The organism is Pectobacterium aquaticum (genome assembly GCF_003382565.3).
Classification (GTDB): Bacteria; Pseudomonadota; Gammaproteobacteria; order Enterobacterales; family Enterobacteriaceae; genus Pectobacterium; species Pectobacterium aquaticum.
In genome coordinates this window covers 2389005-2405863 of the sequence record NZ_CP086253.1, presented here as the reverse complement: position 1 = coordinate 2405863, position 16859 = coordinate 2389005, and the positions used below count along the sequence as shown (strand labels likewise).

Sequence of the window (16859 nt, the reverse complement as noted above, 5' to 3'; positions counted from 1 at the left end):
AAATATTGATGCTAATAACATTCCTAATATTAGGCCAGAACGGTCTGTCAGGTTGTTAATTTTTTGTTATAATCAATGATTAATTGAATTGATAACACTCGCTGTGAGACTTCCTATGACTAACGACTCTGCTTCGCGTACCCCATCCGACAATACTGAATTGACAGAGATGCAGCGCTATGTCACCCAGCAACGTGGTACGGAACCTGCATTTTCAGGCAAATTGCTGCATAACAAGCGCACTGGCGCTTATCACTGCCTGTGCTGCCAGGCTCCGCTGTTTTATTCCGACAGTAAATACGACTCCGGCTGTGGCTGGCCAAGCTTCGATCAGCCTGTTTCCTCAGAGGCGATTCGCTATCTGGAAGATGATTCACACAATATGCGCCGTATTGAGATCCGCTGCGGGCAATGTGATGCGCATCTGGGGCACGTTTTCCCTGATGGCCCGAAAACCACGGGCGAACGCTACTGCGTGAATTCGGCTTCACTGAGTTTCATCGACGACGTTGATGGCGAACGCGTTGACGGGTAATCTGTCTGTGATAGGTGCGACGGCGATAAACTAGATGATAGCTTGCTTTAAACGATTCAGCTACTAAAAACGCTGTTAGCACAGAAACCCAGTAAGAATAAATCTGACCTTTCTCGGAGCAGAAACCGGATATGGAACTCAATGATCTGATCGACGCTATGACGCCAGAAATTTACCAACGGTTAGTCACGGCGGTGGAGCTGGGCAAATGGCCAGACGGTGTCGCGTTGACGGCTGAACAGAAAGAAAACTGCCTGCAAATGGTGATGATGTGGCAGGCTCGCCATAACGAACAGGCTGAGCACATGACGATTGGCACTGATGGCGAAATTGTGATGAAGAGTAAGCAAGAGCTGAAGCGCGAGTTTAACATCGCTGACGCCATTATTACGCTGAAACCCAACGCGTAAAACATAAGCAGGCAGCCGCAACGGCTGCCGCTGTTCCCGTTGTCAGTAGCCGTAGCGTTAGTGGGTGGCAGACAACGTAGTAAGAAACTGCGCCATATCCGTCAGTATCGCCCCACGTTGCGTCATTTCCAGTAATGCGGATTCACTGTCATCTGACGAAAGATTTACGCCACGACAGCCATCCACCAAGACTTCGGTGTGATAGCCCAGCGCAATGGCATCCAGCACGCTGAACTTGACGCAATAATCGGTCGCCAGCCCCAGAATAATCAAATGGGTGATGTGATTGGCGTGTAGCCACGCATCCAATTCGGTTTTCACCCGATGTCCGTTATCGAAAAAAGCGCTATAGCTATCGATCTCCGGCTGGGTTCCTTTTCGCACTACCCACTGAATGGCTGATTGATTCAGTGCTGGATGAAAATCAGCGCCGGTTGTTCCCTGCACACAGTGAACCGGCCACCAGATCTGCGGCCAACCGTTTAACTCACCGAGTTCTCCGATCGTGGTATTTGCATTAACCGCAAAACTGCCGTGATTAGCGGGGTGCCAATCCTGACTGGCAATCACTGGAACGCCAGCGGCGACGCAGGCTTCAATAGCGCGGTTAGCCACCTCAATGACGCGGTCGCCTTCGTGAACGTGCAATGCGCCACCGGGACAAAAATCATTTTGCAGATCAACTAATAGCAATGCTTTTTTCATTACGACTCCGTGATTGACTCAGTCTTTATCGCTCAATTCCCCGTGCAGGTTTTGCTGCATCAACTGGCGAATGTCATCGGTGCTTAGATCTTGCTGGCTCAGTAAGTAATGCAACTTGGTCAATGCGGCTTCGACCGTCATGTCAAAGCCACTGATAACGCCTGCATGCGCCAGCGCATTGCCTGTCGCATAGCCGCCCATGTTAACGCGCCCAGAAATACACTGCGTCAGGTTAACGACCACAATGCCGCGAGCAGAGGCTTCACGTAATTCATGCAGCAGCCCGGGGCTTTGCGGTGCGTTGCCAACGCCATAGGAGCGCAGGATAAGCGCTTTTACTGGCTGACGGAGGAAATTGCTGATGACATCGGCAGAAATGCCGGGGTAAATCGTAATCACCCCGATAGGCTGCGGCGTAATGTGATGCACTTTCAACGGCGGACAGTTGCTACATTCCACGGTGGGCGCCAGCCGACGAATATGGATACCGGCTTCCAGCAGCGGCGGATAGTTGGGGGAAGCGAAGGCATCAAAGCCGTCCGCGTGAGCTTTGGTGGTGCGGTTGCCGCGCAGCAGTTTGTTATTGAAGAAGAGGGCGACTTCATTAATCGGATGATTAGCCGCAACGTACAGTGCGTTCAGCAGGTTGGTCTGGCCGTCCGAGCGCAATTCCGCTAACGGAATTTGTGACCCTGTCACGATAACCGGTTTGGCAAGATTTTCCAGCATAAACGAGAGCGCAGAGGCGGTGAACGCCATCGTGTCAGTACCATGCAGAATCACGAAACCGTCGTAATCATCATAGTGGTTTTGAATATCGTCCGCGATGGATTGCCAATCCGCTGGCGTCATATCAGACGAATCGATCAGCGGGTCATATTCATGAATCGTGAACGACGGCATCTCTTCACGGTGGAATTCCGGCATGTTTGCCAACTGCTGCTGTAAATGACCGGATACCGGAACATAGCCATTGGCTGATCGCTGCATACCGATGGTGCCGCCCGTGTAGGCGACGTAAATGGATTTCTTTCGCATGGTGGTGTGAGTCAGGATTAAAAATCAAGTATAGAGGGAAAAATAGCCCGGTAATATCATCATAAGTAATGACTATTACCGGGCCAGGCCCGTCATACTTCAAGTTGTTTGTGCGTTGGTTTCCTTCACACAACTCGAATTATTTAGGGTACATATCGCGACCAATGTAAACGCTACCGGACTTCTCCGCAGGTGAGGCAAAATGCGTATCGGTTCTGCGGGTCGTTCAGGTTATTCATGATGGACGGCTGTGACCGGACCACTTCCGCCAACTGCGCGACCGGTGCTGGCAGCATAGACTGGACGGCAACGGGCAGCAGGGCATAAACGGAAGCGTTCACCTGATTCAGCATCGTGTCGAGCAGACCTGGCTGTTCGGCATACCAGTTCAACTGATATTGCCCCAGTTTTGCCAACTCAGCCGCTTTCTTCACGGCATCATCAAAATCGCCGATCTGATCGACCAAACCATTTTCTTTCGCGTCGCTACCGATCCAGACGTGACCTTGCGCGATCTGATCGATTTGCTCAGGCGTTTTCTTACGCGCCTGCGCTACGATATCAATGAAGTTCTTATAACCGCGTTCGATACTTAACTGCATCATCTGCGAGAATTCAGGCGGCAGCGATTTCGTGATTGACAGATCGGCCAGCGGAGAAGTGGCAACGCCATCCGTGTGGACGCCAAGGCTTTCCAGCGACTCTTCGAACGTGGTAATCACGCCAAAAATACCGATAGAACCGGTCAGCGTACTGGCGCTGGAGATGATTGCGTTCGCTGGCGTAGCGATCCAGTAGCCGCCCGATGCTGCCATACCGCCCATGGAGACCACGATTGGTTTACCTGCCAAACGGAGCGCCATCAGCTCTGAGCGGATCAGCTCCGACGCGGTGACGCTACCGCCCGGGCTATTGACGCGCAGTACCAGTGCTTTGACTTTGGGATCGAGGCGCGCGGCGCGGATTTGTGCCGCCGTGGTATCACCGCCGACCATTCCTGGCGTTTCCGGGCCATCAATGATGGCGCCATTGGCAAATACAACCGCAATCTGGTTGTTATTTTGCACCGGCGGTTTGATGGTGTAGTCGTAAATGCTGATGAAATTAAAGTTGTTCTTCTGGCTATTCCAGCCGAATGCTTTAACCAGCGATTGCTCGGTCACGGAACGTGATGCCACTTCATCGACCAGCTTGTTATCCAGCGCATAGCGTGCGGTGTCGCCCTGAACGGCCTGCAAGCCTGCAAGGATGTTGGTTGCACCTGGGAAGAGCTGCTGAGGCGTAATCTGGCGGTTAGCGGAAACGGTATTTAAATACTGCTGCCACAGAGCATTGATCCAACGGCCATCGGCATCACGCGCAGCAGGTGACATATCGTCACGCAGATACGGCTCAACGGCTGATTTATAGGTTCCCACGCGGAAGATATTGGTGGTCACTTTCAGCTTGTCCAACATGGACTTGAAATAGAGATTGTTGGTCGCGAAACCGTGCAGATCAACACTGCCTTGTGGCGTCAATGACACCGTATTGGCAAAACTGGCCAAATAGTATTGAGACTGGTTGTAGCTGTCGCCGACCGCATAAATAGGCTTGCCGCTATCGCGGAATTCGCGCAGCGCTTTACCGATGTATTGCAGAGACGGTTGGTCGGCACCGGTAAAGTCGCTGAGATCCAGCACCATTCCCGTGATGTTGTCGTCACTCTTTGCCTGACGAATACTGTCGACGATATCGAACAGTGAGTTCTCCTGGCGACGATTGTTCGATGCGCCGAAGAATTCGCGTCCTAATTGACGCAGTTTGTTGTTAACGGTGGGTTGATCAACGACCACGCCCGTCAGATCGACCAGCAGCGCACCCTTAGTGGCCGCTTCCGGCGTCGTTTTTACCTGTGAGTAGATCCCAACACCCACTAAAATCAGAGCAATAAGGAAAATATTGAGAATAAATTCTCTGATAAAATTAAGCAGACGCCATGTCCACTTAAAAAATCCGCTAAAAATTCGCCACAATGTGCGCATGATATCTCCATGAACGGGTAAACAGCGTGTGCCCTACGTCCTTCAACTCGCCCTCTGGCAAGTGATGAAGCACAAGGAGTGATAGTATCCTAATGAGCGGACAGTAAAAAGTCAGCATTAAATCGCCGCAGAAGCACGCCCTGTCAGGGGTTATCTTGTAACAAAACTTCTACTTGTGCTAACGTGGCGCGCAACGTTGCCGTACCGTCATTTCTACTGTAGAAGTGGCTTGCCGTAGAACTGAGTTGTACCGCAGAAATTATATTGCCAGACAGGAGATGTGCGATGGATGCTCTTGAATTGCTATTGAATCGTCGTTCGGCCTCGCGCCTGACCGCACCCGCACCGACGGGTGACGCATTGAATAACATTATCCACGCCGGTATGCGTGCGCCGGATCATGGTGCCATGCAGCCGTGGCGCTTTTTTATGATCGAAAATGACGGCTTGGATCGTTTTAGTTCGCTACTGACCCGTGCAGCGCAGCAGGAAGGGTTGGACGAAGCCGGTATCGAGAAAGCGCGTCAGGCACCTTATCGCGCACCGCTGATTATCACCGTTGTTGCGCATTGCGAAGAGAACCCGAAAGTCCCGCTTTGGGAGCAAATTGTCTCCGCAGGCTGTGCGGTTCAGGCCATGCAGATGGCGGCATTGGCGCAGGGCTTTAATGGTATCTGGCGTAGCGGCGCCTGGACGCATAATACGCTGGTGCGTGAAGCGTTCAACTGCCGTGAGCAGGATGAAATTGTCGGTTTCCTCTATCTGGGAACACCCGTGCTCAAAGCATCGACCACGGTCACGCCGCTTGATACCGATGCGTTTGTTCACTACTTCTGATCGTCATCTCTTGAATAATATCGATTTCCACCCTGTTTTACAGCGTGCTTTCCCGCGAGTTACGCGGGAAATGCCCAGTCTGCTTGATGGTGAATAATGCGACTTTTTATTGCCGAAAAGCCCAGCCTTGCGCGGGCGATTGCAGACGTGTTACCCAAACCGCATCGACGCGGCGATGGCTTTATTGCCTGCGGCCAGAATGATGTTGTGACGTGGTGCGTGGGGCACCTGCTGGAGCAGGCGCAGCCGGATGTTTATGATGCGCGCTATGCCCGCTGGTCGCTTGCCGATCTCCCTATCATTCCCCAGAAATGGCTGCTGCAGCCGCGGCCCTCGGTCAGTAAGCAGCTCAATGCCATAAAAAAACTCCTGAATGATGCCACCGAAGTGATTCACGCGGGAGACCCCGATCGTGAAGGACAACTGCTGGTGGATGAGGTGCTGGAATACCTTTCTCTGCCGGAAGAAAAACGCCAGCAGGTACGCCGTTGTTTGGTTAACGATCTCAACCCACAGGCGGTAGAACGTGCCGTTTCTCGTCTTCGTGAGAACCGAGAGTTCATCCCTTTGTGTGTGTCGGCGCTGGCGCGTTCCCGCGCAGATTGGCTCTACGGCATAAACATGACCCGTGCTTATACGCTGTTAGGGCGCAATGCGGGCTATGACGGCGTGCTGTCGGTTGGCCGCGTGCAGACACCGGTGCTGGGGTTGGTGGTGCGACGAGATGAAGAGATAGAAAACTTCGTTTCCAAAGATTACTTTGAAGTGAAAGCCCATATCGTGACGCCTGCCGATGAGCGTTTTGTCGCGATGTGGCAGCCCAGCGAATCCTGCGAACCTTATCAGGATGAAGAAGGGCGATTGTTGCATCGCTCGCTGGCGGAACATGTCGTCAGGCGTATCGAAGGCCAGCCCGCGATTGTCACCAGCTATAATGATAAACGGGAATCAGAAACTGCGCCGTTGCCTTATTCGTTGTCGACGTTACAGATCGAAGCCGCAAAGCGTTTCGGGCTGAGTGCGCAGCAGGTGCTGGACGTGTGCCAGAAGCTCTATGAAACCCATAAGCTGATTACGTACCCGCGTTCTGACTGTCGCTATCTGCCAGAAGAACATTTTGCTGGGCGTCATGCCGTCTTGAATGCGATATCCGTACACCAGCCCGATCTGTTGCCACAGCCGGTGATGGATGTGGATCGACGTAACCGCTGCTGGGACGATGGTAAGGTTGATGCTCACCACGCGATTATTCCCACCGCCCGCAGCGCAAGTGCCTCGCTGACGGAGAATGAGCGCAAGGTGTATGGTTTAGTCGCGCGGCAGTACATCATGCAGTTCTGCCCAGACGCCGTGTTTCGCAAGTGCGTCATTGAACTGGATATCGCGGGCGGTAAGTTTATTGCTAAAGCGCGATTTCTGGCCGAAGCCGGTTGGCGCACGTTGTTGGGTGGCAAAGAGCGGGACGAAGAAAACGAAGGTATGCCGTTGCCCGTGGTAGCAAAAGGTGATGAGTTACTGTGTGAACGCGGTGAGGTGGTTGAGCGTCAAACACAGCCGCCGCGACCGTTTACCGATGCCACGCTGTTGTCAGCAATGACGGGTATCGCGCGTTTTGTGCAGGACAAAGAACTGAAAAAAATCCTGCGGGCGACCGATGGGTTAGGAACTGAGGCGACGCGCGCGGGTATTATCGAGTTATTATTTAAACGGACATTTCTGTTTAAGAAAGCCCGCTATATTCACGCGAGTGAAGCGGGGCGGGCGTTGATTCACTCATTGCCTGCGAGCGCTGCGCATCCTGACATGACCGCACATTGGGAAGCCACGTTGACGCAAATTAGCGAGAAAAAATGTCGCTATCAGGATTTTATGCAACCACTGACGAATTCCTTGCAGGAGTTGATTCAGCAGGCGAAACAAAACGGTGCGGTGAGGGCGTTTAAAGGGCTTTCTGCACCGCCGTCGGGTGCATCAAAACGGCGCAAGCCTCAGGCTAAAAAAGCGAAGGAGCAGGAGCAATGAAATCGTTAGTGTCTTTGTGTGTCGCCAGTGTGATGCTCGTGCTGCCCGCACTGGCGCAGGCTAATCGTGGCGGAGCAGATATTGTTGTTCCCGTTCCACCGGAAGTGTGGGGAGCAGGGACGGCGGTGCGTGAGCAAAATAACAACTGCCTGCGTTGCTGCGTGTATGAAAACCGGAATTATTCTGAAGGCGCGGTGGTAAAAGTCGAAGGCGTGATTCTGCAATGCGTACGGGACAAGCAAACGCTGGGAACGAATAACCTGATATGGCAGTTGGTTAAGTAATAACGGTGGGTTAAAGAGCATTACGCTTAATACTTTCGCCTATTATTAATCACCGCTGTGGCTTGGATGCACAGCGGTGATGTTATTTTCACCGCGTATTATCTCTGCAACGAAAATTTCTACAACGAAAACGCTTATAACGAAAACTGTGCCCAGATCGGTGCATGGTCGGACGGTTTTTCCATCCCTCGAATATCGTAATCAATACCGGTGGCGATGCAGCGCTCGGCCAGAAAGGTGCTGGCAAGAATCAGGTCAATACGCAGACCACGGTTGTCATCGAACCCGGCGGAACGGTAGTCAAACCACGAAAAACGATCGTTGCTGTCTGGATTCGCGGCTCGGAAGGTGTCGATAAGCCCCCAGCCTTGCAAACGCGCCATCCACTCACGCTCTTCCGGCAGGAAAGAACATTTACCAGTACGCAACCAGCGCTTACGGTTCTCTTCGCCGATGCCGATATCCAGATCGGTAGGGCTGATATTGACATCACCCATCACAATCAGCGGTTGTGTCGCGCTATGGTGCTGTTCCAGATAGGTTTGCAGATCCTGATAGAAGCGCGTCTTGGCGGGGAATTTCACCGGATGGTCGCGGCTTTCTCCCTGCGGAAAATAGCCGTTAACGACGGTGAGTGTGCCGTGCTCGGTGGCAAAATCTGCCATGATGATCCGGCGCTGTGCATCGTCTTCATCCGTTGGGAAACCGCGACGAACCGCAATGGGCTGCTCTTTACACAGCAGTGCGACGCCGTAGTGACCTTTTTGTCCGTGGTAATAAACGTGGTAGCCGTACTGGCCGACATCCTCTAACGGAAACATGTCATCGTGGACTTTCGTTTCCTGCAACCCGATCACATCCGGCTGGTGTTGTTCGATAATGGCGGCCAACTGATGAGGGCGCGCCCGCAGGCCATTGATATTAAAAGATACAACTTTCATGTTCGCTGCCATTCGCTAAAAAATGTGACCAGATGGTAGCAGAAAATGGGGCATGGCGTCACGGCGAGGCTACGCTTTCGAATAGGGTTACGGGGCTTATTGCTGTGGCTTCAGAGACGGTTGGCGCAGATGGGAATCGTTAAAAATAAGATTCACTTATATTCAGTTGAACATGAGGCTTGTCGACCGCTATACTCCGCACCTCGCAGGAGAGAGGGCGCATACCCGTCATTATTTAGGGTATAAAATGGCGCTCCGCCGAAGGCGCAAACTCCCATAATCGCTCAGGCTACCCTAACTGCGAATTCCATTGAAGCCAACTGGAGAGAGGTTGCAACGCAACCCACCGAAGGGGCAAGCAGCACTGCTGCGTAAACTCTCAGGTAAAGCGGACAGAGGGAGTGGCACATTTCACAGGATAACTTGTGTGCTGACTTACATCTATCTGATCGCGATTACGGCTGAAGGGATGTCTGGGGCGCTGGCTGCCGGACGTCGTAATATGGATATTTTTGGCGTAGGCATGATTGCCTTTATCACCGCGCTTGGCGGTGGCACCGTTCGCGATATTCTTCTTGGTAATTATCCCATCGGCTGGACGCAGCATCCTGGCTATATTTATCTCACCATTGGCGCAGGCCTTTTCACGATTATCATTGCGCGCGTTATGCACCACTTGCATCGTTTATTTCTGGTACTGGATGCGATGGGGCTGATTGCCTTTACGGTTATTGGCTGCAACGTCGCACTGCAACTGAATTATTCAACGACGGTGGTGGTGATGGCGGGTATCGTAACCGGGATTTTCGGTGGGATATTGCGTGATATTTTCTGTAACCGTACGCCCATGGTGCTGAAAAAAGAGCTGTACGCCAGCGTCTCGCTTTTAGTCGCACTTCTCTATCTTGGGTTAAAGTCGCTTAACGTTAATCACGATATTAATCTGCTAGCGTCATTCAGCATTGGTTTGGCCGTGCGTCTGGCGGCAATCCGCTGGTCGTGGCAGCTCCCTGTGTTCTCTTATGTTCCTGGGCGCTGGAAAGGGAAGGCATAAGGCTATTTTCCCCATTCTATATAGTGCGCTGATTATGGGGGCGAGTGGTGGTGGGGGAAGGATAACTCGTCGCTTCGCTCCTCGCCCTGCGGGTCAACGCTGCGCGTTGCTCAAAACCGTGCCGGTTTTGTCAAACCTTGGTCGAAGGTTCTTACCTTCCCCTAATGGGAATCTGATACTTTGGTGTTGGGATTTAATTCAGAAGTGCTGCTTTGAAATGGTGGTGGGGGAAGGATAACTCGTCGCTTCGCTCCTCGCCCTGCGGGTCAACGCTGCGCGTTGCTCAAAACCGTGCCGGTTTTGTCGAACCTTGGTCGAAGGTTCTCACCTTCCCCTGACGGGAATTTGATGCTTTGTCGTTGGGATGTAATTCAGAAGTACTGCTTTGAAATGGTGGTGGGGGAAGGATTCGAACCTTCGAAGTCTGTGACGGCAGATTTACAGTCTGCTCCCTTTGGCCGCTCGGGAACCCCACCACTGGCCTTACTGCAAGACGCTTTCGCTTCAAGCGGGGCGCATCATATCAAATGCCGCGCCCCTGTAAAGCGGTATATATCAAAAATAAATGCGGTTGCCGTTTTTTTATTCCGTTCGGCGCATCCTTATACAAAAAGATGCCCGATCAACCAATTACAGAATAATGGTGCGGTTACCGTAGACAAAAACACGCTGTCCCAGCACGCGGTACAGCGCACGACTCAGGACATTTTTCTCAACGTCTCGCCCTGCACGCATCATGTCGTCGCCCGAATAAGTATGGTCGACGTGAATAACGTCCTGCATGATGATCGGACCTTCATCCAGATTATCGTTGACGTAGTGTGCCGTCGCACCAATGATTTTGACACCGCGCTCATAAGCCTGATGGTACGGGCGAGCACCGATAAAAGCGGGTAAGAACGAATGGTGAATGTTGATCACCTGATTTGGGTAGTGCTGAACAAACGCCGGTGTCAGCACTCGCATATATTTCGCCAGCACGACGTAATCGGGTTTGTATTGGTCGATCTGCGCGATCATTTTTTGATCGTGATCTTCGCGAGTCAGACCTTCATGGCTGACCAGATGGAAAGGAATATCAAACCGCTCAACCAACGTCTGCAAGGTATCGTGGTTGCCGATGACGGCGGAGATTTCGACATCCAAACCACCGTAGGCGCTTTTCATCAACAGATCGCCCAAACAGTGGGCTTCTTTCGTCACCAGAACGACGATGCGACGACGGCCAGCTGCGGTTAATTCGCGAGAAGACCCTTCGGGAAGTGCGCTATCCAGATCGGCTAACAGCGTAGTGTCGTTGAAAATCCCTTCCAACTCGGTCCGCATGAAAAAGCGGCCAGTGCGATGATCGACAAACTCATTGTTTTGCACGATGTTCAGTTCGTGCTTATAACAAATATTCGTAATTTTCGCGATGAGCCCTTTTGCGTCGGGGCAAATGGTTCGTAATACTTTTCTTTGTATATTTTGGGATTGCATGAGCGTGTGGATCCTGTCCAAAAACTAAAATAACGATCTTAGGGTAACGCAGCAATAAGGCCGCGTGGGGGACTGCCTGTGTTCTATTGTCCGCAACACTTTTTGTATTTTTTGCCGGAACCACACGGGCAAGGTTCATTTCTGCCGGTCTGCAAATGAACGCCGTCTATATAGTACCAGCGATTATGCTGACGAAGGAAGCGTGAGCGCTCTCGCATCACTTCTGTTCGCTGGTTGTCGCTTTCAGATAGATAACGTGCGGCGAATTCCACATACCCCTCATCGGGCGTTTTTCCAGGAGACGTTGCCAGTATAGTAAGGCCGAGCCACTGCGAATTCTGGCAACTTTCCGCGAGGGACTCACGCCATTTCTCGGGTTGAAGATCGGGATGCCAGGTAGCGATAAGGTAATCGACATCGTGTTTGACATAGGCGCTATAGCGCGATCGCATTAATATGGCGGGTTCAGCCGCTGTTGCGGCATGCGTGAGGTAGGGTTGACAGCATGCGTTATACTGCAACCCACTGCAACAGGGGCAAAATTCTGACACGACGTCTCCTGAAGAAAATTTAAGATAAAAACTGATAGATAATAAACAGATCACTATGCAGGATGCCGATATGTTACCTAAGAAACTCTACGTGTAGCAATGTGCGCTAAAATGAAGGCAGGTGGATCGATCATGCAGCGGAAAAAAATTGGAATAGCCTTGGGATCTGGGGCAGCGAAAGGATGGGCGCATATTGGTGTGTTTAATGCGTTAACAGAAATGGGGGTAAAGGTTGATGTTGTGGCCGGTTGTTCTATCGGTGCGCTGGTTGGTGCGGCGTATGCCACAAACAGTTTATCCTCAATGGATCGCTGGGTAAGAAGCTTCGGCTACTGGGATGTGATTCGTCTGATGGATCTCTCCTGGCAACGCGGTAGTTTGTTGCGTGGCGATCGTGTTTTTAATAGTGTGAAGCATTTGTTACATACAACACAGATTGAAGACTGTGCTATCAAATATGGCGTAGTGACGACCAACCTTAGTACAGGGCGTGAGCTATGGCTGACGGAAGGCGACTTGCATCAGGCTATGCGGGCGTCTTGCAGTATGCCAGGCCTGCTATCCCCCGTTCGATTTAACGATTACTGGCTAGTGGATGGCGCGGTGGTTAACCCCGTTCCCGTTTCTCTGGCACGGGCAATGGGGGCCGACATTGTTATCGCGGTTGATCTCCAGCACGACGCCAGCCTTAATCATCAGGATTTGCTGTCGATCAAACCGACGGCGTCGGACATTGATGTGGAGAATGTTCCACAAGATTGGCGTAGCAGAATTCGTGAACGTTTACTACGAAGCCGTCGCCAGCCAGCGGAAAGTTCGCCAACGGCGATGGAGATAATGAGTACGTCGATCCAGATTCTGGAAAATCGGTTGAAGATGACGCGGATGGCGGGCGATCCACCAGATGTGCTGCTGCAACCGTATTGTCCCCAGATTGCTACCTTAGATTTTCATCGGGCGCAGGAAGCGATTGAGGCGGGTTATAAGGCGGTGCAAAAGAGGCGTGATGAATTGTTGCCGCTAGCTAAAGAGGCATAGTGAAGCGCGCTGCATGTAGTTAAAGTACAGGTAGCGAAGGAGACTAAGTGTGCTGTCTATCAGGCACACTGGCGCTAAAGCAACTGTGATTATTCGGTGTTTGAAGTAAGGGGTACTGATGGAAAAACCACTGGCGGGTAAGCATATTTTAGTCATTGATGACGAGGCTGTTTTTCGCTCTGTGCTCGCTGGTTATCTGACTTCTCTTGGAGCTTCAGTTCAGGAAGCCATTAATGGATTAGATGCGTTAAGTACTCTTGAACATAACCAACCCGATTTAATGATTTGCGATCTGAATATGCCGACGATGGGAGGAATCGAGTTCCTTGAACGTCTGCGCTTGAAAGACAACGACACGCCAATACTGATCATCTCTGCAACCAGCCAGATGGCAGACATCGCCAAGGTCTTGCGGCTTGGTGTTCAGGATGTGTTGTTGAAGCCGATTCGTGACTATGCACGTTTGCGTGAAGCCGTGATGTCCTGTCTGTATCCTGATATGTTCACCTCACAGCTGAATGAGATGGATCAACTCATGCAGGACATGGATTCCCTGAATCAATCTCCTGAAGCGGTCACCAAACTGCTTGCTCAGCTACAGCCGCCCGTTCAGCAAACGCTTGCTCGTTGCCGTATTAACTATCGTCAGTTGACGGCAGCAGAACAACCAGCGCTGGTGTTGGATATTGCCGCGCTTTCGGAGACTGAGCTAGCGTTCTATTGCCTTGATGTCACTCAGGGCGTCAATAATAATGGGACGCTGGCAGCGTTACTGCTTCGGACCTTGTTCAATGGGGTGCTTCAGGAGCATTTGGCCGATCAACAACACCGTTTGCCGTATCTGCCGACGTTATTAAAGCAGGTAAACCAGTTATTGCGGCAGGCGAGCCTAGACGGCCGTTTTCCTTTACTCGTAGGATATTATCATCAGCAGTTAAAACAGTTGATACTGATTTCCGCTGGGCTAAATGCGACGTTGAACGTTAACGGACAGCAGATAGCGTTGAAGAGTGGTGTCCCTTTAGGCACGCTTGAAGGCGCTTATCTCAACCAACTGAATTATCAGTGTGAAGCATGGCAATGCCAGATATGGAGCGGCAGTGGCCGTTTACGACTGATGTTGACGACAGAATAGTCTGATGGTGCGGGATTCGGGTAATACCTCTCTTTCGGTATTATTTTTTATTTCCTACTATGTAGGGAGTTATCTTATTTTTATTGAACGGTAACGTTGGGACAAGCATGCCCTTGTTAAAATCGTTATACTCTTGCGGTTATTTGGATTAGATAAATAAAGTTCATTATTTGAACGGTATATAAGAGGCTGTTTATGTCGATTGTGAATAAAAAAGTAAAAAAAGCGGTCATACCAGTTGCTGGATTAGGGACGCGTATGCTGCCTGCCACCAAAGCCATTCCTAAAGAAATGCTGCCGTTGGTAGATAAACCGCTGATCCAATATGTTGTTAATGAGTGTATCGCCGCTGGGATTAATGAAATTATTCTTGTTACACACTCTTCTAAGAATTCTATCGAAAACCATTTCGATACCAGTTTTGAACTGGAAGCCATACTGGAAAAACGCGTTAAACGTCAACTGTTGGAAGAGATTCAATCTATCTGTCCTAAGCACGTTACCATTATGCAAGTGCGTCAGGGGTTAGCCAAAGGGCTGGGTCATGCCGTATTGTGCGCGCATCCGTTAGTTGGGGATGAGCCTGTCGCGGTTATTCTGCCGGATGTGATTATTGATGAATATGAATCCGATCTGAAGAAAGATAACCTGAGCGAAATGCTACAGCGTTTTTCTACGACAGGCCGTAGCCAGATTATGGTTGAGCCGGTTGAGAATGTAAGTAGCTATGGCGTGGTCGACTGTAAAGGTGTGGAATTAAAAGCAGGGGATAGCGCACCTATGGTTGGTGTAGTTGAAAAACCTAAGGCTTCCGAAGCCCCGTCTAATTTAGCCGTCGTTGGCCGTTATGTCCTCTCTGCGGATATTTGGTCTCTGCTGGAGAAAACACCGCCTGGCGCAGGTAATGAAATTCAGTTAACCGATGCCATCGCAATGTTGATGGAAAAAGAAACAGTAGAAGCGTATCACCTGAAAGGTGTGAGCCATGACTGTGGTAATAAATTAGGCTATATGCAGGCATTCGTGGAATATGGTTTACGCCATGATGGTTTAGGTCAGGAGTTTGCGCAGTGGCTGCAGGAAACAATTGAAGCCGAGGAAAAATAACAGAATGTAGTGATTGCTCTCTGTTTACAAAAAACAGAGAGCATCCCAAAATGGCGACATATCTGTTTTCTCTTTGCAATATGCGCTACCAAAGAAAAACCCCCGATAGTTATCGGGGGTTTTTTTGTATTCAGTATTTATAAACGATTACAGCAGGAAATCGTCTAAAGATTTACCTTGCTCTTCGATTGCTTTCTTGATTACTGCCGGTGTACGACCCTGACCGGTCCAGGTTCTAAGTTCGCCGTTTTCGTCAGTGTATTGATATTTTGCTGGGCGGGCAGCGCGCTTGCTTTTACCTGCAACCTTAACTGAGCCTAAAGACTGCATTAATTCGTTAGGGTCAATACCGTCTGCCATCAGCATTTCGCGATATTGTTGCAATTTACGCGCACGTTCTTCAACTTCAGCCTGAACCTGGCTATCTTCTTCGCGGCGTTCATTAACCACGACTTCCAGTTTTTCCAGCATTTCTTCCAAAGTATCCAGGGTACATTCTCTTGCCTGGGCACGCAGAGTACGGATGTTGTTAAGAATCTTTAGTGCTTCGCTCATTGTGATAATCTCAAATAATATTATTGGTGGCGTGTGGTGTGATAATAGAGTGCTATTTTCCTTTCTGCAATAGTCAAATTTGTAAGTTTGTTAAAAAATATCATTTTTAAAACAGATCTCGCATCGTATGTTGCATAAATATAAATACTTTCCTGTTATCAAAAAAATACATTTGGTATGCCGATTTTCTCCCTCAAACGGCAGAGAATGACTTATTGATGCCGCGCCGTTGTTATAAGGAACGTTTATCTCTTTTATCATAACAGACCGCCATTGGTGGGTGTATGGACAAAATATGGCCGATGAATAGCCCATTGCGCAGCGTGAAGACGAGTTGTTACAATAAGTGTTTACGACCCGAAGATCATATAGCCTGCCTTTTGGAGTGACCGAGTGGCCCAACTTTATTTTTATTATTCTGCAATGAATGCAGGGAAATCGACGGCGCTATTGCAGTCGTCATATAACTACCAGGAGCGTGGGATGCGTACGCTGGTGTTCACTGCAGAAATAGATAATCGGCATGGCGTGGGGATAGTCAGTTCACGGATCGGCCTTTCTTCTCCGGCATTATTATTTAATCCGCAGACATCCTTATTTGGATTGCTGGAGAAAGCGCACCGCGTTCAACCTGTAGATTGTGTGTTAATTGATGAATGTCAATTTTTAACCCGCGAGCAGGTGAGTGAGCTTTCCGATGTCGTAGACCAATTAGATATTCCGGTATTGTGTTACGGATTGCGTACTGATTTTCGTGGAGATTTGTTTTCTGGGAGTCACTATTTATTAGCGTGGGCAGATAAGTTGATCGAGTTAAAAACGGTCTGTCATTGCGGCCGTAAAGCCAACTGTGTATTGCGGTTAGATGCACAAGGTAATGCCGTTCACGAAGGAGAGCAGGTCGTTATTGGCGGTAATGAGAGCTATGTTTCCGTATGCCGTAAACATTATAAAATTGCGCTGGGATTAACCCGTAAAGAAAGCGAGTAAATCGATTAAATATCCTACAGGCAGGGCGATGAATACACGGCGCAGTGATGCGTATCTATGCTGAGGACGAGTAATAAAAATGCCCAACCTTAAAAGAGTTGGGCATCGTTGAGAGATAAACCGCCTTTAGGCTAAGGCGGTAATAGCAAGAACG

The 16859-nt window shown here is 50.2% G+C and carries 16 protein-coding genes, 1 tRNA gene, 2 other RNA genes, 1 pseudogene and 1 riboswitch; of the genes and pseudogenes, 10 read left to right on the top strand and 10 right to left on the bottom strand.

Annotated features, from left to right (window positions below):
* The first annotated feature begins 115 nt into the window (after nt 1–115).
* Together msrB and DMB82_RS11130 are read left to right on the top strand one after the other, a co-directional pair.
* The gene (msrB, locus tag DMB82_RS11135) at nt 116–535 is read left to right on the top strand and encodes a peptide-methionine (R)-S-oxide reductase MsrB (RefSeq protein ID WP_029367374.1); all 420 of its coding nucleotides are present in this window, start codon (nt 116–118) and stop codon (nt 533–535) included.
* 131 nt (nt 536–666) lie between these two features.
* Nucleotides 667–945 (top strand): YeaC family protein, encoded by a 279-nt coding sequence (locus DMB82_RS11130; protein WP_010295246.1) that lies wholly within the window; start codon nt 667–669, stop codon nt 943–945.
* A gap of 57 nt (nt 946–1002) precedes the next feature.
* Here the strand turns inward: DMB82_RS11130 and pncA are convergent, their stop codons facing one another.
* The 3 genes from pncA to sppA form a co-directional block, all read right to left on the bottom strand.
* Nucleotides 1003–1650, bottom strand: a complete 648-nt coding sequence (gene pncA, locus DMB82_RS11125; RefSeq protein ID WP_116155977.1) for a bifunctional nicotinamidase/pyrazinamidase — start codon at nt 1648–1650, stop codon at nt 1003–1005.
* An 18-nt stretch (nt 1651–1668) separates the two neighbouring features.
* Nucleotides 1669–2688: an asparaginase gene (gene ansA / locus DMB82_RS11120; RefSeq protein ID WP_116162276.1), complete on the bottom strand. Its 1020-nt coding sequence runs from the start codon at nt 2686–2688 to the stop codon at nt 1669–1671.
* A gap of 173 nt (nt 2689–2861) precedes the next feature.
* Nucleotides 2862–4712 (bottom strand): signal peptide peptidase SppA, encoded by a 1851-nt coding sequence (sppA, locus tag DMB82_RS11115; protein ID WP_102117596.1) that lies wholly within the window; start codon nt 4710–4712, stop codon nt 2862–2864.
* Nucleotides 4713–4997: 285 nt separating this feature from the next.
* Here sppA and DMB82_RS11110 point away from each other — a divergent pair, with 285 nt between their 5' ends.
* The 3 genes and pseudogenes from DMB82_RS11110 to DMB82_RS11100 all read left to right on the top strand — a co-directional run.
* On the top strand, nt 4998–5549 hold the full coding sequence (locus tag DMB82_RS11110; protein ID WP_116162274.1) for an NAD(P)H nitroreductase: 552 nt from the start codon (nt 4998–5000) through the stop codon (nt 5547–5549).
* A 96-nt stretch (nt 5550–5645) separates the two neighbouring features.
* Nucleotides 5646–7571, top strand: a complete 1926-nt coding sequence (locus DMB82_RS11105; protein WP_116162272.1) for a DNA topoisomerase III — start codon at nt 5646–5648, stop codon at nt 7569–7571.
* Nucleotides 7568–7792: pseudogene (locus DMB82_RS11100) on the top strand (DUF1496 domain-containing protein); the annotation flags it as partial. The gene DMB82_RS11105 and the pseudogene DMB82_RS11100, both read left to right, overlap by 4 nt.
* A 197-nt stretch (nt 7793–7989) precedes the next feature.
* On the opposite strand, the gene xthA reads toward DMB82_RS11100, so the two are convergent.
* Nucleotides 7990–8796 carry an exodeoxyribonuclease III gene (gene xthA, locus DMB82_RS11095; protein ID WP_102117600.1) on the bottom strand — a complete coding sequence of 269 codons (807 nt, stop codon included), beginning with the start codon at nt 8794–8796 and terminating at the stop codon, nt 7990–7992.
* A 310-nt stretch (nt 8797–9106) separates the two neighbouring features.
* A riboswitch (glycine riboswitch) is annotated at nt 9107–9202 on the top strand.
* A gap of 21 nt (nt 9203–9223) precedes the next feature.
* Between xthA and DMB82_RS11090 the strand changes: the two genes are divergently transcribed.
* The gene (locus tag DMB82_RS11090; protein ID WP_102117601.1) at nt 9224–9850 is read left to right on the top strand and encodes a trimeric intracellular cation channel family protein; all 627 of its coding nucleotides are present in this window, start codon (nt 9224–9226) and stop codon (nt 9848–9850) included.
* Between the two features lie 45 nt (nt 9851–9895).
* Here DMB82_RS11090 and DMB82_RS11085 read toward each other — a convergent pair.
* From DMB82_RS11085 to DMB82_RS11065, 5 genes are all read right to left on the bottom strand, one after another.
* Nucleotides 9896–10025, bottom strand: a non-coding RNA gene (locus DMB82_RS11085) — RtT sRNA.
* 43 nt (nt 10026–10068) lie between these two features.
* Nucleotides 10069–10198: non-coding RNA, RtT sRNA (locus DMB82_RS11080), on the bottom strand.
* Nucleotides 10199–10241: 43 nt separating this feature from the next.
* Nucleotides 10242–10326: transfer RNA gene (locus DMB82_RS11075), tRNA-Tyr, on the bottom strand.
* A gap of 154 nt (nt 10327–10480) precedes the next feature.
* A complete protein-coding gene (gene purU, locus DMB82_RS11070; RefSeq protein WP_102117602.1) occupies nt 10481–11329 on the bottom strand; it encodes a formyltetrahydrofolate deformylase in 849 nt (282 codons plus the stop codon).
* Nucleotides 11330–11412: 83 nt separating this feature from the next.
* Nucleotides 11413–11880: a YchJ family protein gene (locus DMB82_RS11065; RefSeq protein ID WP_102117603.1), complete on the bottom strand. Its 468-nt coding sequence runs from the start codon at nt 11878–11880 to the stop codon at nt 11413–11415.
* Between the two features lie 132 nt (nt 11881–12012).
* Between DMB82_RS11065 and rssA the strand changes: the two genes are divergently transcribed.
* The 3 genes from rssA to galU all read left to right on the top strand — a co-directional run bounded on the left by rssA (nt 12013) and on the right by galU (nt 15160).
* A complete protein-coding gene (gene rssA / locus DMB82_RS11060; protein ID WP_102117604.1) occupies nt 12013–12918 on the top strand; it encodes a patatin-like phospholipase RssA in 906 nt (301 codons plus the stop codon).
* Nucleotides 12919–13036: 118 nt separating this feature from the next.
* Entirely contained in the window at nt 13037–14053 is a 1017-nt protein-coding gene (gene rssB, locus DMB82_RS11055) for a two-component system response regulator RssB (RefSeq protein WP_116162270.1), read from the top strand.
* A 195-nt stretch (nt 14054–14248) separates the two neighbouring features.
* A complete protein-coding gene (gene galU / locus DMB82_RS11050; protein ID WP_095699417.1) occupies nt 14249–15160 on the top strand; it encodes a UTP--glucose-1-phosphate uridylyltransferase GalU in 912 nt (303 codons plus the stop codon).
* 147 nt (nt 15161–15307) lie between these two features.
* Here galU and hns read toward each other — a convergent pair whose 3' ends face one another.
* Nucleotides 15308–15715 (bottom strand): histone-like nucleoid-structuring protein H-NS, encoded by a 408-nt coding sequence (hns, locus tag DMB82_RS11045; RefSeq protein WP_102117606.1) that lies wholly within the window; start codon nt 15713–15715, stop codon nt 15308–15310.
* 393 nt (nt 15716–16108) lie between these two features.
* Here hns and DMB82_RS11040 point away from each other — a divergent pair, with 393 nt between their 5' ends.
* On the top strand, nt 16109–16705 hold the full coding sequence (locus DMB82_RS11040) for a thymidine kinase (protein ID WP_102117607.1): 597 nt from the start codon (nt 16109–16111) through the stop codon (nt 16703–16705).
* The last annotated feature ends 154 nt before the right edge of the window (nt 16706–16859 follow it).